This window comes from Methylibium sp. Pch-M, from assembly GCF_004136295.1.
Classification (GTDB): domain Bacteria; phylum Pseudomonadota; class Gammaproteobacteria; order Burkholderiales; family Burkholderiaceae_C; genus Methylibium; species Methylibium petroleiphilum.
Map to the genome: position 1 here is coordinate 164295 of NZ_CP029606.1, position 21927 is coordinate 186221.

Genomic DNA, 21927 nt, shown 5'->3' on the forward strand with positions numbered 1-21927 from the left:
CGAGAACGCCGCGCGCCCCCGCAGGTGAAGGATGACGTCACCGCGGGGACGGCCCTGGTTCAGGGGGATGGCGCCGGGGCGCCGCGGCCCCCCGGCGTTCAGAAGCGGTAGCCGACGCCGATGCCGATCAGCATGGGATCGAGCTTGACCTTGCTCACGCGCACACCAGCGCCCGTGCGGACGTCCGATTCGATCCAGGCCTTCTTGATGTCGAAGTTCAGCGACCACGGACCGTCGAGCTTGAAGTCGATGCCGGCCTGCAACGCAGGACCGACGCTGCTGCTGTCGAGGTAGAGCGGCAACACGCCCGGCACCGAGAGCTTCACGCGAGAGATGTGCGTGTAGTTGATCCCCGCGCCGACGTAGGGACGGATGCCCCCGTCCGGCAGGAAGTGCCATTGCAGCAGCAGCGACGGCGGCAGCGCGTAGAACGAGCCGGCATTGAAGGCGCCGATGGCGCTGTCGTTCACCTTCACGTCCAGCTTGGTGTAGGCCAGCACCAGTTCGGCTGCCATGTTCTTGTTGAAGAAGTAGCTGATGTCGAGTTCGGGCACCCAGCGGCTGTCGACCTCGACCGCGTTGGAAGGGACCGCCAGCGACGGAATCGCGTCGGACTTGTTGTCCGGATCGATGAGCAGCGCGCGAGCGCGGATCATCCAAGGGCCTTCTTCGGCGTGCAGCGCGGCGCCCGAGAGCAGGCAGGTTGCAGCCAGGGCGATGCGCCCCATCTTCTGGATCGTCTTCACGGTCTTGGTCTCCTTGTTATCCACCGTTGCAGAGGCCACGGATCGGTGGATCTCCCATGGCACGACCCCGTCAGGCGCACGAGGCGTGCCAGAGACCGCCGGTGCAGCGGAGCGCACGCCTCCCGATCCGTAGGCAATGGAATCAAGGGCTTACGGGTCCGGGCCACAGGTGCCACCGCCGGCGACTCAGTGCATCGCCCTACAAGCCCGCTGTACTTCGACGGGCGCCAAGCGCTCACGCGGCTTGCATCCCCACACGCCGAGGCGCATCAACCCTGCCGCAGGGCGGAACTCCGCGCTGCCCTCAGAATCGCACCGCTTCCCGATACAGCCCGGAGTCTCGGCAACGTGCCCCAACCGTTCGGTCCCCTGTTCATCGCGGCACTCACCTCGGCCGCCCTCCTCCTCGGCGGCGCGGCGCAGGCGGCTGCGGTGCGCACCGACCACGTCACGGCCGAACTGGTGGCCGAGCGCGGCGCGGTGGCAGCGGGTCAGACGCTCAGGATCGGACTGAAGCTCCAGCACATCCCGCACTGGCACACCTACTGGCGCAACCCGGGCGATTCGGGCCTGCCCACGACGCTGAGCTGGACGCTGCCGCCCGGCAGCCGGATGGGCGAGATCGAATGGCCAGCGCCCGAACGACTGCCGATCGGCCCGCTGGTCAACTACGGCTACGAGGGCGACGTCTTGCTCCCGCTGCAGTACACGGCGCCGGCCGACGCGAGGCCGGGCGACACGTTGAGGCTGCAGGCCCAGGCCCGCTGGCTGGTGTGCAACGACGTCTGCATCCCCGAACAGGCGGCGCTCGAACTGCAGTTGCCGGTGGCCGAGGCGGCAACCGCCGACAGCGCCGCGCCAGGCATGCACGCTGCACTGTTCGCGCAGGCAGCGGCGGCGCAGGCGGGGCCACTCTCCGCGTGGACCGCGGAGGTCCAGCAGGTCGGACGAGACCTGCTGCTGACGCTCGAACCGGCAGCCGGCGACCTGCCCGCCGACGCACCGGAGGTGCATGTCTTCCCGTATGCGGAACAGTTGCTGGAACCCGCGAGCCATGCGCTCTATCGCGGCCCGCGCGGCTATGCGCTGAAGCTGAAGCTGCTGGATGGCGCAACGGTGCCGGCCCGACTCGACGGCATCGCCGTGGCGCAGGCCGACCCCGGCGGCTCGGGAACCGCCGTCTGGGGTGGCCCGCAACGCTCGGTCGAGTTCAGCGCACCGCTGCGTCCCGTCACGACGATCACCGTCCCCGCCGGCGCGCGCGCCGCGGCCGAGGATCGGGTCCCCGCCTCGCTGCGCGGCAGCGCCCCCGTGGGCCTGCTGGCGGCATTGGGCCTGGCCTTCCTGGGCGGCATGTTGCTGAACCTGATGCCCTGCGTATTCCCGGTGCTGTCGATCAAGCTGCTCGGCCTCGCGCGGCAGGAGGGCGACGTCCGCCGCCTGCGAATGCACGCGCTGGCGTACGGCGTGGGCGTGGTGTGCAGCTTCGTCGCGCTCGCTGCAGCGCTGCTCGCGCTGCGTGCGGCCGGCAGCGCCGTGGGCTGGGGCTTCCAGCTGCAGGAGCCCGGCGTGGTGTTCGCGCTGGCGCTGCTGTTCTTCGTCCTCGGGCTCAACCTGGCAGGCCAGTTCGAGTTCAGCCTTCTGATGCCGCAAGGGCTGGCGCAATGGCGCGCACAGCGACCGGCGGTGGACGCCTTCGGATCCGGCGTGCTCGCGGTCGTCGCGGCCAGCCCGTGCACGGCACCGTTCATGGGCGCGGCCCTCGGCTACGCGATCGCGCAACCGCCGGCCGAGGCATTGGGCGTGTTCGCGGCGCTCGGATTCGGCATGGCATGGCCCTATGTGCTGCTGGTGCTGCGGCCGGGCTGGCGCGCGCGGCTGCCGCGGCCCGGGCCCTGGATGCTGAGGCTCAAGCAAGGCCTGGCGTTCCCGATGTTCGCCACCGTCGTGTGGCTGCTGTGGGTGCTGGGCCAGCAAGCCGGCATCGACGGCAGCACGCGCGCGCTGGTGGCGCTGGTCGGCCTGGCGTTCGGGCTGTGGCTGGCGAGCGTGTGGCGCGGCGTGGCGGCGCGCGCGGGAGTGACCGTGCTGCTGGTCGCCGTGCTGGCCTGGGGCTGGCCGGTATCCGAGCAGGCGGCGTCGCCGCAGGCCGATCGCGGCACAGCGTCGACCGCCGGCTCGCCCCACACGGCCTGGCAGGCCTATGACGAGGCCGCCATCGACGCGCATCTGGGGCAGGGTCGGGCCGTCTTCGTCGACTTCACCGCCGCCTGGTGCGTGAGCTGCCAGGTCAACAAGCGGCTCGTGCTGCACACCGAAGAAACCCTGCAGGCCTTCAACCGCTCCAACGTGGCACTGATGCGCGCCGACTGGACCCACCGCGACGAGCGCATCACCGCCGCGCTCGGCCGGCTCGGTCGCAACGGCGTGCCCGTGTATGTGCTGATGCGCCCCGGCCGCGAGCCGCTGCTGCTGCCGGAAATCCTCACCGGAGGTCTCGTGCGCGAGGCCTTGTCGACCCTGTAGTTCCGAAGGAGATGACGATGCGAGCCTTGTCGAACAACCGCCGACGTTTCACGCTCTCGGCCGCGGCAGTCATCGCACTGCCGACCGCCCTGATGGCGCTGCCCGGTGCCGCGCGGGCCGTGAGCATCGGCGAGGCGGCCCCGGACTTCGAGCTGAAGGACACCCATGGCAAGACCGTGAAGCTCGCCGACTTCAAGGGCCGACACGTGGTGCTCGAGTGGACCAATCCGGGCTGTCCCTTCGTGCAGAAGCACTACAGCTCGCAGAACATGCAGGGCCTCCAGAAGGAGTTCGTCGGTCGGAACGTGGCGTGGCTGAGCATCAGTTCCACCGCCCGGGGCGCCACCGACTACCTCGAGCCCGCGGCGCTGCAGGCCAAGTACCAGAGCTGGGGCGCGGCGCCCACGGCGCTGCTGATGGACGATGCGGGCCGCGTCGGCAAGGCCTACGGTGCCAAGACCACGCCGCACATGTACGTCATCGACCCGGGCGGCAAGCTGATCTTTGCCGGCGGCATCGACGACAAGCGGTCGGCCGACCCGGCCGACGTGAAGGGCGCACGGAACTTCGTCAAGGCCGCCCTGACCGAGTCGCTGGCCGGCAAGGCGGTGAGCACCGGCACCGCGACGCCCTACGGCTGCAGCGTCAAGTACGCCAGCTGATCGCACGCCGCGTCTGCATGGCGCGGTCGCTCCCTGCCGCCGCCGCACAGGCGGGGCACCGACCGACTTCGCGACGAGCCTCGCTCCGACATCGCCGGCGCCGCGGGCCGTCTACCGTGAGGTCATTCGACACTCCCGGAGCGCCCATGACCCTCGGTACCCTCCTGCTGATCGTCCTGATCCTCATCCTGATCGGCGCGATCCCGAACTGGCCCCACAGCCGGAACTGGGGTTATGGCCCCAGCGGCGGCGTCGGGTTGGTGCTGTTGATCGTCATCGTGCTGCTGCTGATGGGCCGGATATGACGCGGTCATGAACCGCGCCGCACGCCTCACAGCGTGAAGGGCCGTTGCCGCAGGAAGGCCGCGGCCGGCCCCAGTACGAACAGGTTGGGTGTCTGGCTTGCCGGCATGCCGGCCTTGATCCTCGCGTGGAAGCCGGCGTAATGGCCCTCGAACCTGCCCTGGTTCCAGACGCGCAGCAGCTGCTCGGTGAACGCACCGTTGTGCTCGCCGTCGAGCGAGCTCTGGTTGTCCTGGCAACCCGACACCAGGATGACCGCGGCCTTCAGCCGAGCCGCCAGTGCCGTGAGGCGGGGACTGACCGCCAACTGCGCCAGCGCGGCATCGGGCTCCACCGGCCGACCGCCACCGGCGCGAGCCACGTCGCGTTGCAGCTTGTCGTAGAACGCCTGGTGGTCGCGGTAGGTCCGCCGCGCGATCGCCGGCGGCATCATGCGCGAGCGCGGCATCGGCACGCCGCCGGGCGCGGGCGGCGCGGCACGGGTCACGGTGCCGCTGTGGCAACTGTCGGAAAGCACCAGCACGCGCACGCCCTTCGCGAAGCGGCCCAGCTCGGCATAGAGCTCGTCGTCGATCAGCTGTCCGTCGTACAGGCACCAGGTCTCGTCGAGCTTGTCGCCTTCCTCACCGGTCACATCGTCCACCTGGCCGCCATGACCGGAGTAGGTCAGGAAAAACAGGTCGCCGCTCTTCAGCGCCTTCGCCGCGGCTCGGATGCGGGCAAGCAACGCCGCGCGGGTGGCCTTCCTCGTCAGCAGCACCGTCGGCTTCAGACCCTGAGCGCGTGCCAGCGCCGCCATGTCCTCGGCGTCGAACTCGCAGGCGCTGAGCTCGCCGGTCCAGCCACCGTAGTGCGTGCCGCTGACCAGATTGAGACCGGCGTGCAGCGACAGTCCCTTGCGCTTGATCGTCTTCGTGGCCATGAACGCCCCCTTGCTCCGACAGGAAGGACCGCATCGTAGGCAGTGAGGTGTCTCGGCAGCACACCTAGCTTGACGGCGGCGCGTCAGAATCCCGGGGAACCGACTTGCCTTGCCGCCCCCCGTGGACACGAACTCCAGTCAATTGATCCAGACCGTGCTGCTGTGCGGACTGGCCCTCGGCATCGCCTTCGGCGCCCTCGCCCAGGCCACGCGCTTCTGCACCATGGGTGCGATCGCCGACGTGGTGAACTTCGGTGACGCGACCCGGCTGCGCACCTGGGTCTGGGCCGCGCTGGTGGCGCTGGTCGGCACGCAGGCTCTGATCGGGCTGGGCGGCGTGGACCTGAGCCAGTCCATCTACACCGGTCGGCGCCTGAGCTGGCTGGCGCAGGGCCTGGGCGGGCTGGCCTTCGGTTTCGGCATGGTGCTGGCGTCGGGCTGCGCCTCGCGGGCCCTGGTGCGCGCCGGTGGCGGCAGCCTGAAGGCCCTGGTGGTTCTACTGGTCGTCGGCTTCGCGGCGCAGATGACGCTGCGCGGCGCGTTCGCGCTGCCGCGCGTCGAATGGCTGGACCCGGTCGGGCCGCTGCTGGCCGGCCCGCAGGATATGCCCTCGTGGCTGTCTCGCGTTGTCGACCTGCCGCTGCCGTGGCTGCGCGCCGCGCTGTGCGTGCTGCTGGCGGTGCCGCTGCTGCTCTGGCTGCGACGGGGCCGCGACTTCCTGCGACCGGGGCCGCTGCTCGGCGGTCTGGCCATCGGCGCGCTGATCGTCGCGGCATGGTTCGTCACGGGCTCGCTCGGTCACCTGAGCGAGCACCCCGAAACCCTGGAGCCGGCCTGGCTCGCCACCCACTCGCGCCGCCCGGAAGCGCTGAGCTTCGTCGCGCCCACGGCCTACACGCTGGATTTGCTGACGCTGTGGTCCGACCGCGGCACGGTGCTGAGCTTCGGCATCACGACCGTGCTGGGCACCCTGCTCGGCGCCGCCGCCACCGCCCTGCTGCGGCGGGAGTTCCGCTGGGAGGGCTTTCGCGACGTGCGCGACACCGCCCAGCATCTGGTCGGTGCGGTGCTGATGGGCGTGGGCGGCGTCACGGCGCTGGGTTGCTCGATCGGCCAGGGACTCAGCGGCCTGTCGCTGCTGTCGGCCGGATCGTTCATCGCGGTGGCCGGCATCGTGGCCGGTGCCGTGGCGGCGCTGCGCTACCAGGCCTGGGTGATCGACCGCGAAGGCTGAGGCAGCGCATTCACCAGGCCCGCCGCGGGTCCTAGGCCCGCAGCGGCTCCTGCCACCACGCGGCATGCCAGTGCCGCAGCAGCGCCAGATCGATGCGCGCAGCACGCGCACCGTGAAGATGGGCAGACGGCGCGGCCGGGTGATCGAGATCGTCGCAGACCGCGAGCGCGCCCTCGAAGGCGTGGCTCGCGAAATTCAGGCTGCGTGTCACCAGCGTCGCGATGCCGGCGGCGCGGGCCGCGGCCAATCCGTTCGGCGAATCCTCGATCGCGAGCGTCTCGTCGGCGTCGAGCTGCAGCGCATCCAGGCAGCGCAGGTAGACCTGCGGGTCGGGCTTCTTCACCGGCGCGTCCTCGCCGCAGACGATGGCCGCGAAGCGTGTGGGCCAGTTCGTGCCGAGCTGCGCGCCCAGCAAGGCCTCCAGGTTCACGCGCGACGTGGTGGTGGCAATGGCCAGCTGCACCCCGCTCGCCGTGGCCTCGTTCATCAGCCGCAGCACGCCGGGGCGCAGCGCGATCGCGCCGCGCTCCACGAGCTGGCCGTAACGCCGGTTCTTCTCGGCATGCAGCGCCGCGGCCAGACGGTCGCGCTCGGCCGCGCCGGCCGGGGCGTCGGCCTGCGTGGTCATGTCGTGCAGCAGGCGCTCGCGTCCCCCGGTCACGCGCAGCAGCTCGGTGTAGCGCTCGACGCTCCATCGCCACGGCAGGCCGAGCGCCTCGAAGGCTTCGTTGAACGCGACGAGATGACCGTCGCGTTCGGTCTCGGCCATGGTGCCATCCACATCCCACAGCAAGGCGGCCAGCATCGGCGTCTCCCGTTCGTGAATCGTTGCTTCACATCATGCCGGCAGCGGCCCCAGCACGGCGTCCACCTCGTCGGCGATCGCCGACAGGTTGGGAAACAGCCGGTCCGGGTTGGAATCCTCGATCGGCACCCCCGCGTTGTAGCCGTGCGGCACCGCCCAGGCCCGCACGCCGGCGTTGCGTGCGCTCTCCACGTCGATCGACGAGTCGCCCACATGGGCCGCCTCGTCGGCGCTGACGCCGTGGTGGCGCAGCACATGGGCCAGGACGCCGTTGTGCGGCTTCTTGACCGGCAGCGTGTCGCCGCCGATCAGCATGCTGAAGTAGCCGTCGAGCCGCGTCACCGCCAGCACGCGCTCGGCATGACGCTGCTCCTTGTTGGTCACGCACACCAGCCTCACGCCCTGGTCGCGCAGGCGTTCGAGCGTCGCGACACAGCCCGGGTACGGTTTGCCGAAGCAGCCCGCCGTCTCGGCGTAGTGGTGCTCGAAGCGCTCCAGCACCGCCTCGGGCTGCACCCGCTCCGACAGCGCCGGCTGCTCCAGCATCACGCGCGCCAGCAGCTTGAGCATCAGCTCGCGCGTGCCGCGGCCGATCAGGTTGGTGATCTCGGCCTGCGGCCGGCGCTCGATGCCGACGTCGTCGAAGGCGCGGTGCACGGCCTCGGCGATCTCGGCGGCGGTGTCCACCAGGGTGCCGTCGAGGTCGAAGCTCACGAGACGGATCGTCATGTTGTTCCTTGGTTCAGGGTTCGACGCAGCGGGCTCACTGCAACTGGGCACGGCGGATCTCCATCAGCCGCAGGATCATCGGCGTCAGGATCAGCTGCATCGCCAGGTCCATCTTGCCGCCCGGCACGACGATGGTGTTCGCACGGCTCATGAACGAGTTGTCGATCATCGACAGCAGGTAGGGAAAGTCGATGCCGCGCGGGTTCTTGAAGCGGATCACCGTGAGGCTCTCGCCGGCCGTCGGGATGTCGCGGGCGATGAAGGGGTTGGAGGTGTCGACCACCGGCACGCGCTGGAAGTTGATGTCGGTCTCGCCGAACTGCGGCACGATGTAGTGCACGTAGTCGTGCATGCGGCGCAGGATCACGTCGGACACCGCCTCCTTGGAATAGCCGCGGTCCCTGGTGTCGCGGTGGATCTTCTGGATCCACTCGAGGTTGATGATCGGCACGACGCCGATCTTCAGGTCGGCGTGCCGCACCATGTCGATCGTCTCGGTCTTCACGCAGCCGTGCAGGCCCTCGTAGAACAGCAGGTCGGTATCGGCCGGCGTCTCCACCCAGGGCGTGAAGGTCCCGGGCTCCTGCTGGTAGGGCTCGGCTTCCTCGGGGCTGTGCAGGTAGTAGCGCGAACGGCAGCGCCCGCCCTGCCCGTAGGCGCGGAACTGCTGCTCCAGCAGCGCCCACTCGTTGGTGTCGGGCCCGAAGTGGCTGACGGCACGGCCCTCCAGATCGCCCTGGGCGATGCGCTCCTTCATCTCCTGCCGCGAGAAGCGGTGGAAGGCATCGCCCTCGATGACCGCCGGACGGATGCCCTCGCGCCGGAAGATGTTCTCGAACACGCGCTTGACGGTGGTCGTCCCGGCCCCACTGGAACCGGTCACCGCGATGACGGGATGCTTGCGGCTCATGCGTCGGCCTAGGCTTGCGGCTGGATGAACAGCGAGCGCGTCTTGAACAGCTGCCAGGACACATTGGCGCTCGGGTCCTCATGGTAGGTCACGATGCGCTCGACCTCGTCGCGCGAACCCAGGATCACCGGCACCTTGTGGTGCAGCGCGTCGGGCACCAGCTCCAGCAGCGGGCCGGTGCCGGTGGTCGCCGCCGCGCCGGCCTGCTCCATCAGCCAGGCCATCGGCGCGGCCTCGTACAGCAGCCGCAGGCGCCCGGGCCTGAAGGGCTCCCTGCTGTCGCGCGGGTACAGGAAGACGCCGCCGCGCGTGAGGATGCGGTGCACCTCGGCCACCAGGCTGGCCACCCAGCGCATGTTGAAGTCGCGGCCGCGTGGCCCGCTCTGGCCCGCCAGGCACTCGGCCACGTAACGCTGCACCGGCTTCTCCCAGAAGCGCTGGTTCGAGGCGTTGATCGCGAACTCGGTGGTCGACACCGGCACCTCCACGTCGGCCCGCGTCAGCACCCAGCGAGCGGCGTCGCCGGGCGCGTCCGGGTCGAGGGTGAACATGTGCACGCCCTGGCCCAGGCTCAGCACCAGCACCGTCGAGGGGCCGTAGATCGCGTAGCCGGCCGCCACCTGGCGCCGGCCCGGCTGCATGAAGGCGGCCGCGCTGGCCGGCGTGCCGCGGAACAGGTGGGGCAGCACCGAGAAGATGCTGCCGATCGCCACGTTGGTCTCGACGTTCGATGAGCCGTCGAGCGGATCGAACACCACCAGGTAGGCGCCGCCGCTGCCGTGCTCGGGCGACACCGTCACATCGGCGTGCTCCTCGCTGACCCAGCCGGCCACATGGGTACAGGCCGACAGCGCCTGCGACACGCAGGCATCGGCCAGCACGTCGAGCCGCTGCTGCGGCTCGCCCTGCGAGTTGAGCGAGCCGGCGCCGCCGAGCTGCCCCGCCAGCGGCGCGCGCGCGGCCGCCCGGCTGATGCGTGCGCAGGCCGCCGCCACATGCCGGATCACGTCGGCCAGCGCCGGAGGGTGCGCCGAGAGCCATTGCTCAAGCTCGATGGGGTCCATGGGGGGCTCCTGTGCAGTGTCGTGTTCTTGTCGGTCAGCCGCGCTGGAACAGCCGGCTGCCGTGGATGTCGTCGGCGCTGAGCGTCGTGAGGTCGTCGCGGCTCAGCGCCCGGTGGCGGTCCGCGAACAGCCGGCTGGCCTGGCGCAGGCGCGCGCGGTCCAGCGCGTTGCGCACGCTGCGCGCGTTGGCGAAGTGCGGCTGCGCGATGCGCAGGTTCAGGTAGTCGCCGAAGGCCGCGCGGGCGTCGGCGCCGGGAGCCGTGTCGAAGCGGTAGTTCTGCTGCTGCAGCATCAGGTCGGCGATGCTCAGCAGCTCCGCCTGGTTGTAGTCCGGGAAGTCGAGGTGGTGCGCGACGCGCGAACTCATGCCGGGGTTGGACTTGAAGAAGGTGTCCATCCGGTCCTTGTAGCCGGCGAGGATCACCACCAGGTCGTCGCGCTGGTTCTCCATCACCTGCAGCAGGATCTCGATCGCCTCCTGGCCATAGTCGCGCTCGTTCTCGGGGCGGTAGAGGTAGTAGGCCTCGTCGATGAACAGCACGCCGCCCATCGCCTTCTTCAGCACTTCCTTGGTCTTGGGCGCGGTGTGGCCGATGTACTGCCCCACCAGGTCGTCGCGCGTCACCGCCACCAGATGGCCTTTGCGCACGTAGCCCAGGCGGTGCAGGATCTCGGCCATGCGCATCGCCACCGTGGTCTTGCCGGTGCCGGGGTTGCCGGTGAAGCTCATGTGCAGCGACGGCGACTGCGCCGCCAGGCCCAGGTTGAGCCGGAGCTTGTCGATCACCAGCAGCGCGGCGATGTCGCGGATGCGCTGCTTCACCGGCGCCAGGCCGATGAGGTCGCGGTCCAGCTCGTCGAGCACCGCCTCCACCTGGCTGTCGGCCAGCACCTCGGCCACCGTCGTCGCGCCGGACGCCGGCGCGGCGGCGACCGAGGCCGGCGGCACGGCCTCGGAGGCTCCGGGAATGGCGTACAGCGGCTGGTTCATGGCGGACTCGTCGGCGTGCTTCAGCGCCCGCCGTAGCGTTCGCCTTCGGGCTGCTCGGCGGCGTAGCCCCGCACCTGGTAGCGCATCGTGCGGCCGTTGGCCTCCTGGCGATCGAGCATGAAGCCTGGCTCCTTCGAAGGACGGTTGACGATGAAGCTCATCGCGATCGACTCGATGCCGCGCGTCGAATCGAAGGCCATCAGGCGGATGTAGTGGTTCGGGAAGGTCTTGCGGCAGTGGTCGAGTTCCATCAGCACGCCGGCGGCGTCATGCAGGTCGAACATCGGGTTGCCGTACATCTCCCAGTAGGTGTTGCGCGGGTGCGGGTCGTCGGTGTACTCCACGCTCCACGCATAGCCCTTGCCGAGGCCGTACTCGATCTGCAGCGTGATCTCGGCGTCGCTCAGGTCGGGCAGGAAGCTGAACTGGCCCTGGGTCAGGCGGCCGGTGGGGTTGGTCATCATGGTCGGGTGCTCCCTGTCAGGCCACGCCCGGCGTGACGGCGTAGTCGCTGGTGTCGGTCGGGGTGTAGTTGAAGCTGATCTCGCCCCAGGTGTCGAGCGCCTGCTTCAGCGGCGCACAGAACTGCGCGGCCTTGCGCAGGATCTCCGGGCCCTCGTTCCTGATGTCGCGGCCTTCGTTGCGGGCCTTCACCATGCATTCCAGCGCCACGCGGTTGGCCACCGCCCCGGCCTGGATGCCTTGCGGGTGGCCGATCGTGCCGCCGCCGAACTGCAGCACCACATCGTCGCCGAACAGGTCGATCAGCTGGTGCATCTGGCCGGCGTGGATGCCGCCGCTCGCCACCGGCATCACCTTCTTCAGGTCGGCCCAGTCCTGGTCGAAGAACAGGCCGCGCGGCAGATCCTGCCGGGTGTAGCTGTCGCGGCACACGTTGTAGTAGCCCTGCACCGTCATCGGGTCGCCCTCGAGCTTGCCGACCGCGGTGCCGGTGTGGATGTGGTCCACGCCGGCCAGCCGCATCCACTTGGCGATCACGCGGAAGCTCACGCCGTGGTTCTTCTGGCGCGTGTAGGTGCCGTGGCCGGCGCGGTGCAGGTGCAGGATCACGTCGTTCCGGCGCGCCCAGTTGCTCATGCTCTGGATCGCCGTGTAGCCGATCACCAGGTCGATCATCACGATCACGCTGCCCAGTTCCTTGGCGAACTCGGCGCGCTCGTACATGTCCTCCATGGTCGCGGCCGTCACGTTCAGGTAGCTGCCCTTGATCTCGCCGGTGGCCGCGCTGGCCTTGTTCACCGCGTCCATCACGTAGAGGTAGCGGTCACGCCAGTGCATGAAGGGCTGCGAGTTGATGTTCTCGTCGTCCTTCATGAAGTCGAGGCCACCCTTCAGGCCCTCGTAGACCACGCGGCCGTAGTTGCGGCCCGACAGGCCCAGCTTGGGCTTGGTGGTGGCGCCCAGCAGCGGGCGGCCGAACTTGTCCAGGCGCTCACGCTCCACCACCAGGCCGGTCGGCGGGCCCTTGAAGGTCTTCACGTAGGCGACCGGGATGCGGATGTCCTCGAGCCGCGCCGCCTTCAGCGGCTTGAACGAGAACACATTGCCGATCAGGCTCGCCGTCATGTTGGCGATCGAGCCTTCCTCGAACAGGATGATGTCGTAGGCCACCCAGGCGAAGAACTGCCCCGGAATGCCCGGCACCGGCTCCACCTTGTAGGCCTTGGCGCGGTAGCTGTCGCAAGCCGTCAGGCGATCGGTCCACACCACGGTCCAGGTCGCGGTGCTGGACTCGCCGGCCACCGCAGCCGCGGCCTCCACCGGGTCCACGCCGTCCTGCGGCGTGATGCGGAAGAGGCAGATCGTGTCGGTGTCCTTCGGCACGTAGTCGGGCATCCAGTAGCCCATCTGCCGGTACTTCAGGACGCCCGCGCTGTAGCGCTTCTTGACGTCGGTGATCGCTGCGTCTTCCATCGGCTTGTTCAAGACGGCCTCCTTGCTGGTCCGGTTCGATTGACACGGCCTGGGGCACAAGATAGGTTCGTATTGGACTAAGAGGAATTCATATCTTCTTGGCTTCGGCTTCACATTTGCCTTAATGAAGAACGTCACCTTCCGCCAGCTTCGGGTTTTCACCGAGGTGGCACGCCACCTCAGCTTCGCGCGCGCGGCGGAGGCGCTGCACCTCACGCCACCGGCCGTGACGATGCAGGTCAAGGAGCTCGAATCGCAGGTCGGCCTGCCCTTGTTCGAGCGCAGCGGGCGCGGCGTGTCGCTGAGCACCGCGGGCGAGTACTACCTGGTCTACGCCAAGCGTCTGCTGGCCACGCTGAAGGATGCCGACGACGCGATGGCGCGCTTCCAGCGCCTGGAAACCGGGCTGCTGACGATCGGCATGGTGAGCACCGCCAAGTACTTCGTGCCGCGGCTGCTGGCGCGCTTCCGGGAGGAGCACCCCGGCATCGACGTGCGCCTGCAGGTCTCGCAGAACCGCGAGCAGCTGCTCGACCTGCTGCACGCCAACGAGTGCGACCTGGCCGTGATGGGCCGGCCGCCGAAGGAGCTGGCCACGCGCGCCGAGCCGTTCGCGGCGCACCCGCTGGTGTTCATCGCGCCGCCCGACCATCCGCTGCTGCGTTTCGGCCACCCGCCGCTGGAGGCGCTGGCGCCCTACCCCTTCATCGTGCGCGAGCCCGGCTCCGGCACGCGCAACGCGATGGAGCGCTTCTTCAAGGAGCACCGCTTCGCGCCGCGCATCAGCATGGAGATGTCGAGCAACGAGACCATCAAGCAGGCGGTGATGGCCGGCATGGGCCTGTCCTTCCTGTCGCTGCACACGGTGGGGCTCGAACTGCGGTCGGGCCTGCTGCACCTGGTCGACGTCGAGGGCGCGCCGGTGATGCGCAGCTGGAACGTGGTGCACCTGCTGTCCAAGCTGCTGTCGCCGTCGGCCGAGGCCTTCCGCTACTTCATCCTCGAGGAGGCCGAGGCCTACCTGGTGGCGCATGACACCCCCTTGTTGTCGGCGGGCGCGGATCGATAGTTGCACCGCAAATATGCAAAGGGCCGGCATGCTGGCACCATGCGCTCCGGCCCGAGACCGGGGAACCAGGAGAACGACATGAAGACACTGCTTGCGAGATCGACGCTGGCCGCCGCCGCGCTGGCCGCCAGCCTGGCCGCCGGCGGCGCGCTGGCCCAGGACGCCGCCGCCCTGCAGGTGCGCAGCTGGGCCGCCACCTGCGCCAACTGCCACGGCACCGAAGGCCGCTCGTCGTCCACCGACGCCGGGCTCGCCAGGCTGGCCGGGCTCGACAAGGCCTACCTCGTCGAACAGCTCACCGCCTTCCGCGAAGGCAAGCGCCCCGCGACGATCATGCACCAGCTCACCAAGGGCTACACGCCGGCGCAGCTCGACGCGATCGCCGGTTATTTCGCAGCGCAGAAGTGACGAGGAGACCGCCATGCAAAGACGTGCATTGATCCAGGGTGCCGGCGCGACCGGCCTGCTGGCGCTGTTGGGCGGTTGCGCGACATCGCGCGTGCCGGAGTCGGCCAAGGTGGTGGTGGTGGGCGGCGGCTACGGCGGCGCCACCGCGGCCAAGTACGTGCGGCTGCTGTCGGACCACAAGATCGACGTGGTGCTGATCGAGCCGAACGACAGCTTCATCTCCTGCCCGCTCAGCAACCTGGTGCTCGAAGGCGCGCGCGACCTGTCGTCGCTCGCCACCTCCTATGACGGGCTGCGCAGGCAGCACGGCATCACCGTCGTGAAGGACTATGTCTCGGCGGTCGACCCGGCCAGGAAGACCGTGACGCTGGCGCGCGGCGGCAGCATCCGCTACGACAAGCTGGTGCTGTCGCCGGGCGTCGAGCTGCAGCTCGACACCGTTCCCGGCCTGAGCGAGGCTCACGCCGAGGGCCGCGTGCTGCAGGCCTGGAAGGCCGGGCCCGAGACGGTGGCGCTGCGCAAACAGCTCGAGGCCCTGCCCGACGGTGGCGTCTATGCGCTGACGGTGCCCGAGGCGCCGTACCGCTGCCCGCCCGGGCCCTACGAGCGCGTGGCGCTGGTGGCGTCCTACTTCAAGAAGGCCAAGCCGAAGTCCAAGGTCGTGCTGTTCGACGCCAACCCCGACGTGACCTCGAAGGGCGCGCTGTTCAAGAAGGCCTGGAGCGAGCTCTATCCCGGCCTGATCGAATACCGCCCGCAGCACAAGGTGGTGGGCATCGAGGGCAACACGCTCAAGTTCGAGGTGCAGGAGAACTTCAAGGCCGACGTGCTGAACGTGCTGCCGCAGCAGCGCGCCGGCCAGATCGCGGTGCAGACCGGCCTGGCCAACTCCAACAAGCGCTGGGTCGGCGTCGACTACCTCACCTTCCAGTCGACCGCCGCGAAGGACATCCACGTGATCGGCGATGCCATCCAGCTCGCCGCCGGCATGCCCAAGTCCGGCCACATGGCCAACTCGCATGCCAAGGTGGCCGCTGCGGCCATCGTGTCCGAACTCTCCGGCCTGGCGCCGAACCCGAAGCCGCTGCTGACCAACACCTGCTACAGCTTCGTCGCGCCGGACCTGGTGGTGCACGTGGCCAGCGTGCACGAGTACGTCGAGGCCGAGAAGACCTTCAAGACGGTGGCCGGCTCCGGCGGCCTGTCGAGCGAGCGCAATGCGCTCGAGGCGCGGTACGCGCTCGGCTGGGCGAAGAACATCTGGGCCGACGCGCTCGGCTGAGCCCCGCCGGCCGGGGGTGACCGTCAGGCGACGGCGACCTCGTCGCTGCGCCTGACGCCGTGGTTGTCGGCCCAGGCCAGCGCGACCTTGTCGCCCGGCTTCACGCCGCGCACGCCGAACTGCAGGAAGGGGTTCTTCGACACCGCCGTGCCCCACTGCGCGGTCAGCACCGGCTGGCCGTTGACGCGCGCCACCACCTCCTGGATGTGCCAGGCCGGGATCGTGCGGCCACTGCCGTCCTTGCGCTGGCCGCTCTCCATCTCGTGCTTCATCAGCGAGCGCACGGTGGCGCCGGCCCCCGCGGCCTGCACGCGGATCAGCGTCGGCTGCGCCGACTGTTCCGGCTGCGGCTCGGCCGCCCCGCCGCAGCCACCGAGGGTGATCTTGACCTCCTTGTTCGCCATCAGCACGCGGCCGTCCTTCATGACGGCGAGCGCGATCACGTTCGAGGTCTCCTGCATCTTCACGCGGAGGGCGATGTTCGGCTCCAGCGGCTCGCCGGGCTCGAACAGGGCCGCGAGCAGCGTCGGATTGCGCTCCACGCCGAGCAGCAGGCGCTGCACGCCCGGCAGGCTGCAGCCCAGCGTCACCGGCACGACGGTGCCGTCCTCGAAAAGATCGGGTGCCTGCAACAGCACGTCCTTGCTGGCCACCGGCGCCGGCAGGCCGAGCGCCTTCAGCAACTGCGGCATGGTCTTCGCGTCGAACGCAGCCCGCGGGAACGACGGCAGATCGGCGGCGCGCACCGACGGCACGGCAGCCGCCAGGGCAGAGAGGAGCAACTCGCGGCGACGCAGCATGTCGGGTGGTCGAGATTCGTCAGGGTCGATCCGCCATGCTACGGGACACGGTACGCCACGGCGGGGCTAGGGGCAGTCGCGGGATACTCTCGTCCCATGCCGACCCGTCACCCTCACCCGCTGCGCACCGCGCTCCACAACGAAGTCCACGCGCGGCCGTATGAACGAATGCAGCCGCCACTGGCGGTATCGCACCTCGCCTTCGTCTCCAGCCCCGAGGTGCAGGTGGCCGACCGCACCCATCTCGAGACGCTCCTGCGCGACCTGCACCTGCCGTTGCCGGCGCCCGAGGCCAACCACCTGAGCATCGACCTGCCGGGCTGCCGCCTGCGCTGGGAGCGCCACACCGAGTTCGTCAGCTACACGGTCTGGCGCCCGCTGCGCGCCGACGAGGCGCTCGACGCCGCGCCGGCCTACCGCGCCCTGCCGGACGGCTGGCTGTCCACGGTGCCCGGCGAGCTGCTGGTCGCCACCAACCTGCTGGTGCTCAATTCCCCCGAGCAGAACCTGCGCAGCCTGGTCGACAGCTGGCTCGACGCCGACTCGCTGGTCGGGGCCGACGTCGCCGACGGCGACCTGCAGATCTACAGCGATTTCCGGCTGCACCCCGACGGCTATGGCCGCTGGCTGGTCGGCGTGAGCAACCCGGCGATCACGCCGCGCCGGCTGGGGCGCAACGTGCAGCGCCTGCTCGAGATCGACACCTACCGCATGATGGCGCTGCTCGGCCTGCCGGTGGCACGCGACACCACGCGCCGTCTCGACGAGCTCGAACGCCAGCTCGCCGGCCTGGCCGACACCCGCGCCGGCAGCGAGACGACCGACGAGGCGCGGCTGCTGGATTCGCTCACGCGGCTCGCGCGCGAGGTCGAATCCACCTATGCGCGGCACCACAGCCGCTTCTCGGCGTCGTCGGCCTACTTCGACCTGGTCGAGCAGCGCATCGACGAGCTGCGCGAGACCCGCCTCGAAGGGCTGCAGACGGTGCGCGAGTTCGTCGACCGCCGCTTGAAGCCCGCGGTCACCACCACGGCCTGGGCCTCGCGGCGGCTGGGCGCGCTGTCGGAGCGCGTGTCGCGCGCCAGCGAACTGCTGCGCACGCGCGTCGAGACGCTGCAGCAGGAGCACGCCCGCGAACTGCTGTCGACGATGAACGCACGCCAGCACCTGCAGTTGCGCCTCCAGGCAGCGGTCGAAGGGCTGTCGGTGGCGGCCATCACCTACTACGGCGTGGGGCTGGTCGGCTACCTGGCGAAGGGTGCGCACGCGGTCCACCTGCCGGTGCCGGTGGAGTTGGTCATTGCACTGGCCGTGCCGGTGATCGCGCTCACCGCCTGGCTGGGCATGCGCCGGCTGCGGCGGCGCATCGAGGGCTGAAGCCCGCGCCGGAGGCCGGTGCGCCTCTCAGCGCTTGCCGGATTTCCTGAGGATGCGGATCGGCACCGCCGCGTCAGCGCCCGGCCGAGCCGCGGGCCTGGCATCGCAGCCATCGCAGCCGCAGGCGTTGGGCCCGGCCGCCGCACGACGCAGCACGCTCGCCAGCCGGCCGCCCTGCCCGACCCCCGGCGCGCGCAGCAGCCACCCGGCCAGCGGGCGGCGCAGCGCCGCGGGCATCAGCGACCACAACGCATAGACCGAACACAGCACCACCAGCAGGCCGACCACAAGGTGCTGCATCGTTCGCTCTCCTTCAGCCCGCCAGCGCGAGCGCCACGCGGTAGGTGATGAAGGCCGCCACGTACGCCAGTGCGAACAGGTAGCTGGCCATCAGCACGGGGTAGCGCCAGGAGTTGGTCTCACGCCGCACCACGGCCAGCGTCGACAGGCACTGCGGCGCGAACACGAACCACGCCAGCAGCGCATACGCCGTCGCCACCGACCACTGGCTCGCGATCACCGGCATCAGCGTGTCGGCCACGGCATCTTCGCTGCCCGACAGCGCATAGACGGTGCCCAGCGCGCCCACCACCACCTCGCGTGCGGCCAGGCCCGGCACCAGCGCGATCGAGATCTGCCAGTTGAAGCCGATCGGCGCGAACACCGTCTCCAGCGCCTGCCCCAGCCGGCCGGCCGCGCTGTACTGGATGGCCGGCCCGGTGGCGCCGTCGGGCGGCGCCGGGTAGCTCGACAGGAACCACAGCAGCACCGTCAGCGCGAAGATGATGCCGCCGACCCGCCGCACGAAGATGCGCGCCCGCTCCCACAGGCCGTAGCCCAGGTTGCGCAGGCCGGGCAGGCGGTAGGGCGGCAGCTCCAGCATCAGCGGCTGGTAGCTGCTCTTCATCCAGAAGCGCTTGAGCAGCCAGGCCACGGCCATCGACGACAGCACCCCCGCGGCATAGAGCGCGAACAGCGTGAGCCCCTGCCCGTTGAACGGCCCGATCTCGCGCGCCGGGATGAAGGCGCCGATCAGCAGCGCATAGACCGGCAGCCGCGCCGAACACGTCATCAGCGGCGCGACCATGATGGTCGCGAGCCGGTCGCGCCAGTTCGCGATGGTGCGCGTGGCCATGATGCCGGGGATGGCGCAGGCAAAGCTCGACAGCAGCGGAATGAAGGCGCGCCCCGACAGCCCCACCTTGCCCATCACCGTGTCCAGCAGGAAGGCGGCGCGCGGCAGGTAGCCCGAATCCTCGAGCAGCAGGATGAAGAAGAACAGGATCAGGATCTGCGGCAGGAACACCAGCACGCCGCCCACGCCGGCGATCACGCCGTCGACCAGCAGGCTGCGCAGCGGGCCCTCGGCCATGTGCGCGGTGGTCTGCTCGGCGAGCCAGGCCATGCCGTCCTTGATGGCGTCCATGGGCAGGTTGGCCCATGAGAACACCGCCTGGAAGATCAGGAACAGCAGCGTAGCCAGCAGCACCAGGCCCCAGACCGGGTGCATCACCACGGCGTCGATGCGGTGGTCGAAGCGCTCGAACTGCAGCGCCCCGGGTGCCGCCACCGCGAGGATGCGGCGCACCTCGCGCTGCAGTTCGGCGGTGGTCGGGGCCGGCGTGGCCGCGGTCGGCAAGGCCGGGGCGTCTGCGGTCGCACCGAACCGCAGCGCCTGGCGTTCGATCTCGGCCCGCAGCGCCGCATGCCCGTTGTGCCGCACCGCCACCGTCTCCACCACCGGCAGGCCCAGTTCGGCCGACAGCCGCGCCACGTCGATCTGCAGGCCGCGCGAACGCGCCACGTCGGCCATGTTCAGCGACACGATCATCGGCCGGCCCAGCGCCCGCAGCTCCAGCACCAGCCGCAGGTTCATGCGCAGGTTGGTGGCGTCCACCACCGCCACGATGGCGTCCGGCGCCGACTCGCCGGCGCGGCGGCCGAACACCACGTCGCGCGTCACCTCCTCGTCGGGCGTCAGCGGCGTGAGGCTGTAGGTGCCCGGCAGGTCGAACACCGCCACGCTGCGGCCGTCGGTCAGCGGCAGCACGCCGACCTTGCGCTCCACCGTCACGCCGGCGTAGTTGGCGACCTTCTGGCGCGCGCCGGTCAGCAGGTTGAACAGCGCCGTCTTGCCGCAGTTCGGGTTGCCGACCAGCGCCACCTGCAGCAGCCGGGCGTCGGCCGAGGCCGCCGCGCTCACGGGCCCACCCCGGCGATCGGCGTGACCTCGATGCAGGCGGCCTCGACGCGGCGCAGCGCGAACATCGTGTCGCCCACCTGCACCGCCAGCGGCTCGCGGCCGCCCGGCCCGCGCCGCAGCAGGCGCACCGGCTCGCCCGGCAGGAAGCCCAGTTCGCCCAGCCGCTGCAGCACCGCGGCGTCCACCGCCGCTCCGGCGAGGCGCAGCGCCGCCACCGTGGCGTGCTGGCCGGGTTCGAGTTCGTCGAGGATCAGGGCAGGCTCCAGGTTCAGGCGACTTGCAAATGATAATTGATCGCATCTTACAAACCAGCCATGCGGGGCCATGCCGGCGCGACGTCGGGACCGCGGGGCGGATGCGGACAATGCGCGCATGCCCACCTGGCTCGCCAGCCCCGACGACCCCCTGCCGGACACGCGCCATGCGCTGCCGGCCGGCAGCGAAGCGCCCGGCCTCGTGGCGGCCGGCACCGACCTGTCGCCGCGGCGCCTGGCCGAGGCCTATGCGCGCGGCATCTTCCCCTGGTACAGCGAGGGCCAGCCGGTGCTGTGGTGGAGCCCCGACCCACGCATGGTGCTGCCGGTGGCGGAGTTCAAGCTGTCGCATTCGCTGCGCAAGACGCTGCGCCGCTTCAGCGCCGCGCCGCACTGCGAAGTGCGCATCGACCACGATTTCCCCGCCGTGATCCGCGCCTGCGCCAGCACCCCGCGCGAGGGCCAGGACGGCACCTGGATCCAGCCCGAGCTGCAGGCGGCCTACACCGAATGGCACCGCCTCGGCGCGGTGCATTCGTTCGAGACCTGGGTCGACGGCCGGCTGCTCGGCGGCCTGTACGGCGTGAACCTGGGGCGCATGTTCTTCGGCGAGTCGATGTTCTCGCATGCCACCGACGCCTCCAAGATCGCGCTGGCCGCGCTGGTGGCGTTCTGCCGCGCGAACGGCATCGCGCTGATCGATTGCCAGCAGCGCACCGCGCACCTCGGCTCGCTGGGCGCGCGCGAGATCGACCGTCCCGCGTTCGAGGGGCACCTGGCGCGCACCGTCGCGCAGCGCCCGCCGGAGGATTGGACCTATCATCGATCGCACTGGACGCAGCTCCGGCTCGACACCGGCCCGGATCCTGCATCGTCCAGCGTGACCGAGACCTCGCACCGCCCGGCCGCCCCGTGACCCATCCGAAAGAACTTCCGCTCGCGTCGCTGCAGTTCTATGCGACGGCGCCCTACCCCTGCAGCTACCTCGCGGGCCGGCAGGCGCGCTCACAGGTCGCCACGCCCAGCCACCTGATCCACGCCGACACCTACTCGGGCCTGGTGGCCAACGGCTTCCGGCGCAGCGGCATGTTCACCTACCGGCCGTATTGCGACGGCTGCCGCGCCTGCGTGCCGCTGCGCGTGCCGGTGGCCGGCTTCCAGCCCTCGCGCAGCCAGCGCCGCGCGTGGAAGGCCCACCAGGGCCTGCAGTCGCGCGTGCTGCGGCTGTGCTTCGTGCCCGAGCACTACCAGCTCTACCTGCGCTACCAGGCCGGCCGCCACGCCGGCGGCGGCATGGACCACGACTCCATCGACCAGTACACCCAGTTCCTGCTGCAGAGCCGCGTGAACTCGCGCCTGGTGGAGTTCCGCGAGCCGGCGCCCGAGGGGCAGCTGGGCACGCTGAAGATGGTGTCCATCCTCGACATCCTGAACGACGGCCTGAGCGCCGTGTACACCTTCTACGAGCCCGATCCCGACGCCAGCTACGGCACCTACAACGTGCTGTGGCAGATCGAGCAGACGCGCCAGCTCAAGCTGCCGCACGTGTACCTGGGCTACTGGATCGGCGAGAGCCCGAAGATGTCGTACAAGGCGCAGTTCAGGCCGAACGAGCGGCTGGTCGACGGCGTGTGGCAGCCGGGGCCGCAGGACGAGGCGGCGGTCTCCCCGCGCTAGCTGAACGGCGAATCGGCGTGTCCTGGGATC

Annotated in this window: 23 protein-coding genes and 1 pseudogene; 10 read left to right on the top strand and 14 right to left on the bottom strand. The window is 70.1% G+C overall.

Translation table 11 applies throughout. The annotated features are described in order from the left end of the window. Positions 1 to 98: 98 nt before the first annotated feature. Complete coding sequence (locus C1M51_RS00760) at positions 99 to 728, bottom strand: OmpW family outer membrane protein (protein ID WP_165349725.1); 630 nt, start codon at positions 726 to 728, stop codon at positions 99 to 101. Between the two features lie 366 nt (positions 729 to 1094). Between C1M51_RS00760 and C1M51_RS00765 the strand changes: the two genes are divergently transcribed. The 3 genes from C1M51_RS00765 (at position 1095) to C1M51_RS00775 (ending at position 4239) form a co-directional block, all read left to right on the top strand. Continuing rightward, positions 1095 to 3272 carry a protein-disulfide reductase DsbD gene (locus C1M51_RS00765; RefSeq protein ID WP_242499844.1) on the top strand — a complete coding sequence of 726 codons (2178 nt, stop codon included), beginning with the start codon at positions 1095 to 1097 and terminating at the stop codon, positions 3270 to 3272. A 17-nt stretch (positions 3273 to 3289) separates the two neighbouring features. Further along, positions 3290 to 3934 carry a thioredoxin family protein gene (locus C1M51_RS00770; protein ID WP_129447803.1) on the top strand — a complete coding sequence of 215 codons (645 nt, stop codon included), beginning with the start codon at positions 3290 to 3292 and terminating at the stop codon, positions 3932 to 3934. A 146-nt stretch (positions 3935 to 4080) separates the two neighbouring features. After that, positions 4081 to 4239 carry a DUF3309 family protein gene (locus C1M51_RS00775; protein ID WP_011829086.1) on the top strand — a complete coding sequence of 53 codons (159 nt, stop codon included), beginning with the start codon at positions 4081 to 4083 and terminating at the stop codon, positions 4237 to 4239. Positions 4240 to 4265: 26 nt separating this feature from the next. On the opposite strand, the gene C1M51_RS00780 is transcribed toward C1M51_RS00775, so the two are convergent. After that, positions 4266 to 5159 carry a caspase family protein gene (locus tag C1M51_RS00780; protein ID WP_129447804.1) on the bottom strand — a complete coding sequence of 298 codons (894 nt, stop codon included), beginning with the start codon at positions 5157 to 5159 and terminating at the stop codon, positions 4266 to 4268. Positions 5160 to 5280: 121 nt separating this feature from the next. Here C1M51_RS00780 and C1M51_RS00785 point away from each other — a divergent pair, with 121 nt between their 5' ends. After that, a complete protein-coding gene (locus C1M51_RS00785) occupies positions 5281 to 6393 on the top strand; it encodes a YeeE/YedE family protein (protein ID WP_242499847.1) in 1113 nt (370 codons plus the stop codon). Positions 6394 to 6424: 31 nt separating this feature from the next. Here the strand turns inward: C1M51_RS00785 and C1M51_RS00790 are convergent, their stop codons facing one another. From C1M51_RS00790 to C1M51_RS00820, 7 genes are read right to left on the bottom strand one after another with little or no spacing between them, the layout of a single operon-like run. After that, on the bottom strand, positions 6425 to 7198 hold the full coding sequence (locus tag C1M51_RS00790) for an HAD-IA family hydrolase (protein ID WP_129447806.1): 774 nt from the start codon (positions 7196 to 7198) through the stop codon (positions 6425 to 6427). 33 nt (positions 7199 to 7231) lie between these two features. Beyond that, positions 7232 to 7927: an HAD-IA family hydrolase gene (locus tag C1M51_RS00795; RefSeq protein WP_129447807.1), complete on the bottom strand. Its 696-nt coding sequence runs from the start codon at positions 7925 to 7927 to the stop codon at positions 7232 to 7234. 34 nt (positions 7928 to 7961) lie between these two features. Then, on the bottom strand, positions 7962 to 8837 hold the full coding sequence (locus C1M51_RS00800; RefSeq protein ID WP_129447808.1) for a phosphoribulokinase: 876 nt from the start codon (positions 8835 to 8837) through the stop codon (positions 7962 to 7964). Between the two features lie 8 nt (positions 8838 to 8845). Beyond that, complete coding sequence (locus tag C1M51_RS00805) at positions 8846 to 9901, bottom strand: class 1 fructose-bisphosphatase (protein ID WP_011829080.1); 1056 nt, start codon at positions 9899 to 9901, stop codon at positions 8846 to 8848. Positions 9902 to 9935: 34 nt separating this feature from the next. After that, positions 9936 to 10892, bottom strand: coding sequence for a CbbX protein (gene cbbX / locus C1M51_RS00810; RefSeq protein WP_129447809.1), 957 nt, complete (start codon positions 10890 to 10892; stop codon positions 9936 to 9938). A 20-nt stretch (positions 10893 to 10912) separates the two neighbouring features. Continuing rightward, a complete protein-coding gene (locus C1M51_RS00815; protein WP_129447810.1) occupies positions 10913 to 11356 on the bottom strand; it encodes a ribulose bisphosphate carboxylase small subunit in 444 nt (147 codons plus the stop codon). A gap of 16 nt (positions 11357 to 11372) precedes the next feature. Beyond that, positions 11373 to 12827, bottom strand: a complete 1455-nt coding sequence (locus C1M51_RS00820) for a form I ribulose bisphosphate carboxylase large subunit (protein ID WP_129452047.1) — start codon at positions 12825 to 12827, stop codon at positions 11373 to 11375. A 124-nt stretch (positions 12828 to 12951) separates the two neighbouring features. Between C1M51_RS00820 and C1M51_RS00825 the strand changes: the two genes are divergently transcribed. The 3 genes from C1M51_RS00825 to C1M51_RS00835 all read left to right on the top strand — a co-directional run bounded on the left by C1M51_RS00825 (position 12952) and on the right by C1M51_RS00835 (position 15586). Next, on the top strand, positions 12952 to 13896 hold the full coding sequence (locus tag C1M51_RS00825; RefSeq protein ID WP_011829076.1) for a LysR family transcriptional regulator: 945 nt from the start codon (positions 12952 to 12954) through the stop codon (positions 13894 to 13896). Between the two features lie 78 nt (positions 13897 to 13974). Continuing rightward, entirely contained in the window at positions 13975 to 14304 is a 330-nt protein-coding gene (locus C1M51_RS00830; RefSeq protein ID WP_129447811.1) for a c-type cytochrome, read from the top strand. Positions 14305 to 14317: 13 nt separating this feature from the next. Further along, positions 14318 to 15586, top strand: a complete 1269-nt coding sequence (locus tag C1M51_RS00835; RefSeq protein WP_129447812.1) for an FAD/NAD(P)-binding oxidoreductase — start codon at positions 14318 to 14320, stop codon at positions 15584 to 15586. 23 nt (positions 15587 to 15609) lie between these two features. Here C1M51_RS00835 and soxZ read toward each other — a convergent pair whose 3' ends face one another. Both soxZ and C1M51_RS19175 read right to left on the bottom strand, forming a co-directional pair. Next, positions 15610 to 15858, bottom strand: a complete 249-nt coding sequence (soxZ, locus tag C1M51_RS19170; protein WP_231497709.1) for a thiosulfate oxidation carrier complex protein SoxZ — start codon at positions 15856 to 15858, stop codon at positions 15610 to 15612. A gap of 153 nt (positions 15859 to 16011) precedes the next feature. Next, positions 16012 to 16386 (bottom strand): annotated as a pseudogene (locus tag C1M51_RS19175) (thiosulfate oxidation carrier protein SoxY); the annotation flags it as partial. A gap of 96 nt (positions 16387 to 16482) precedes the next feature. Between C1M51_RS19175 and C1M51_RS00845 the strand changes: the two are divergent. Next, positions 16483 to 17763 carry a DUF3422 family protein gene (locus C1M51_RS00845; protein WP_129447813.1) on the top strand — a complete coding sequence of 427 codons (1281 nt, stop codon included), beginning with the start codon at positions 16483 to 16485 and terminating at the stop codon, positions 17761 to 17763. Between the two features lie 27 nt (positions 17764 to 17790). On the opposite strand, the gene C1M51_RS00850 is transcribed toward C1M51_RS00845, so the two are convergent. Genes C1M51_RS00850 through C1M51_RS00860 form a run of 3 tightly spaced genes read right to left on the bottom strand, consistent with a single transcriptional unit; the run spans position 17791 to position 20292 of the window. After that, positions 17791 to 18063 (bottom strand): DUF6587 family protein, encoded by a 273-nt coding sequence (locus C1M51_RS00850; protein WP_129447814.1) that lies wholly within the window; start codon positions 18061 to 18063, stop codon positions 17791 to 17793. A gap of 13 nt (positions 18064 to 18076) precedes the next feature. Then, complete coding sequence (gene feoB, locus C1M51_RS00855) at positions 18077 to 19966, bottom strand: ferrous iron transport protein B (protein WP_129447815.1); 1890 nt, start codon at positions 19964 to 19966, stop codon at positions 18077 to 18079. Further along, positions 19963 to 20292, bottom strand: coding sequence for a FeoA family protein (locus C1M51_RS00860; RefSeq protein WP_242499867.1), 330 nt, complete (start codon positions 20290 to 20292; stop codon positions 19963 to 19965). The genes feoB and C1M51_RS00860 overlap by 4 nt, the downstream gene beginning before the upstream one ends. Positions 20293 to 20338: 46 nt before the next feature. Between C1M51_RS00860 and aat the strand changes: the two genes are divergently transcribed. Both aat and C1M51_RS00870 read left to right on the top strand, forming a co-directional pair. Beyond that, positions 20339 to 21136, top strand: a complete 798-nt coding sequence (gene aat, locus C1M51_RS00865; protein ID WP_129447816.1) for a leucyl/phenylalanyl-tRNA--protein transferase — start codon at positions 20339 to 20341, stop codon at positions 21134 to 21136. Further along, positions 21133 to 21897: an arginyltransferase gene (locus tag C1M51_RS00870; RefSeq protein ID WP_129447817.1), complete on the top strand. Its 765-nt coding sequence runs from the start codon at positions 21133 to 21135 to the stop codon at positions 21895 to 21897. Before aat ends, C1M51_RS00870 begins: the two co-directional genes overlap by 4 nt. The last annotated feature ends 30 nt before the right edge of the window (positions 21898 to 21927 follow it).

Bases quoted from the DNA above. Each gene is read 5' to 3' on its own strand.
- C1M51_RS00760 (WP_165349725.1), bottom strand. From the start codon at position 728: ATGGGGCGCATCGCCCTGGCTGCAACCTGCCTGCTCTCGGGCGCCGCG.
- C1M51_RS00770 (WP_129447803.1), top strand. From the start codon at position 3,290: ATGCGAGCCTTGTCGAACAACCGCCGACGTTTCACGCTCTCGGCCGCG.
- C1M51_RS00775 (WP_011829086.1), top strand. From the start codon at position 4,081: ATGACCCTCGGTACCCTCCTGCTGATCGTCCTGATCCTCATCCTGATC.
- C1M51_RS00780 (WP_129447804.1), bottom strand. From the start codon at position 5,159: ATGGCCACGAAGACGATCAAGCGCAAGGGACTGTCGCTGCACGCCGGT.
- C1M51_RS00790 (WP_129447806.1), bottom strand. From the start codon at position 7,198: ATGCTGGCCGCCTTGCTGTGGGATGTGGATGGCACCATGGCCGAGACC.
- C1M51_RS00795 (WP_129447807.1), bottom strand. From the start codon at position 7,927: ATGACGATCCGTCTCGTGAGCTTCGACCTCGACGGCACCCTGGTGGAC.
- C1M51_RS00800 (WP_129447808.1), bottom strand. From the start codon at position 8,837: ATGAGCCGCAAGCATCCCGTCATCGCGGTGACCGGTTCCAGTGGGGCC.
- C1M51_RS00805 (WP_011829080.1), bottom strand. From the start codon at position 9,901: ATGGACCCCATCGAGCTTGAGCAATGGCTCTCGGCGCACCCTCCGGCG.
- cbbX (WP_129447809.1), bottom strand. From the start codon at position 10,892: ATGAACCAGCCGCTGTACGCCATTCCCGGAGCCTCCGAGGCCGTGCCG.
- C1M51_RS00815 (WP_129447810.1), bottom strand. From the start codon at position 11,356: ATGATGACCAACCCCACCGGCCGCCTGACCCAGGGCCAGTTCAGCTTC.
- C1M51_RS00820 (WP_129452047.1), bottom strand. From the start codon at position 12,827: ATGGAAGACGCAGCGATCACCGACGTCAAGAAGCGCTACAGCGCGGGC.
- C1M51_RS00825 (WP_011829076.1), top strand. From the start codon at position 12,952: ATGAAGAACGTCACCTTCCGCCAGCTTCGGGTTTTCACCGAGGTGGCA.
- C1M51_RS00830 (WP_129447811.1), top strand. From the start codon at position 13,975: ATGAAGACACTGCTTGCGAGATCGACGCTGGCCGCCGCCGCGCTGGCC.
- C1M51_RS00835 (WP_129447812.1), top strand. From the start codon at position 14,318: ATGCAAAGACGTGCATTGATCCAGGGTGCCGGCGCGACCGGCCTGCTG.
- soxZ (WP_231497709.1), bottom strand. From the start codon at position 15,858: ATGAAGCACGAGATGGAGAGCGGCCAGCGCAAGGACGGCAGTGGCCGC.
- C1M51_RS00845 (WP_129447813.1), top strand. From the start codon at position 16,483: ATGCCGACCCGTCACCCTCACCCGCTGCGCACCGCGCTCCACAACGAA.
- C1M51_RS00850 (WP_129447814.1), bottom strand. From the start codon at position 18,063: ATGCAGCACCTTGTGGTCGGCCTGCTGGTGGTGCTGTGTTCGGTCTAT.
- C1M51_RS00860 (WP_242499867.1), bottom strand. From the start codon at position 20,292: ATGGCCCCGCATGGCTGGTTTGTAAGATGCGATCAATTATCATTTGCA.
- aat (WP_129447816.1), top strand. From the start codon at position 20,339: ATGCCCACCTGGCTCGCCAGCCCCGACGACCCCCTGCCGGACACGCGC.